Below are 294 nucleotides of genomic sequence, written 5' to 3' on the forward strand. Positions count from 1 at the left end.
GCGCCGTCGGGCCGGATCCACGGGCGCCGGCCTGTGTCGAAGACCTCCGGTAAGCCCTGGACGCATTCGGCGGCGTGTAAGCAGCGCCTGCCCTCGAAGGTCACGGTGATCGACCTTCCGTCGTAGGACTTCCTCTCGGTCCCGCTGCTCATACCGACCTCCGTCGCTGCCGTGCCCAACTGTTCAGTCACTGACTCTGCTGCGGGACTGGTACACCAGATCCTCGTACTCGGGATGCCGGGCGATCCATCCCGCGAAGAACGGGCAGGTGGCCAGGACGCGCAGGTTCGCGGC

General features: G+C 67.0%; 1 protein-coding gene. It reads right to left on the reverse strand.

What is annotated here, in order from left to right:
• The coding region (locus ACLQ23_RS31605) for a (4Fe-4S)-binding protein (protein WP_425881541.1) at nt 1–152 on the reverse strand (152 nt) is incomplete at its 3' end.
• Nucleotides 153–294 lie beyond the last annotated feature (142 nt).

This window comes from Micromonospora sp. DT41 (assembly GCF_049841715.1).
Taxonomy (GTDB): domain Bacteria; phylum Actinomycetota; class Actinomycetes; order Mycobacteriales; family Micromonosporaceae; genus Micromonospora; species Micromonospora profundi.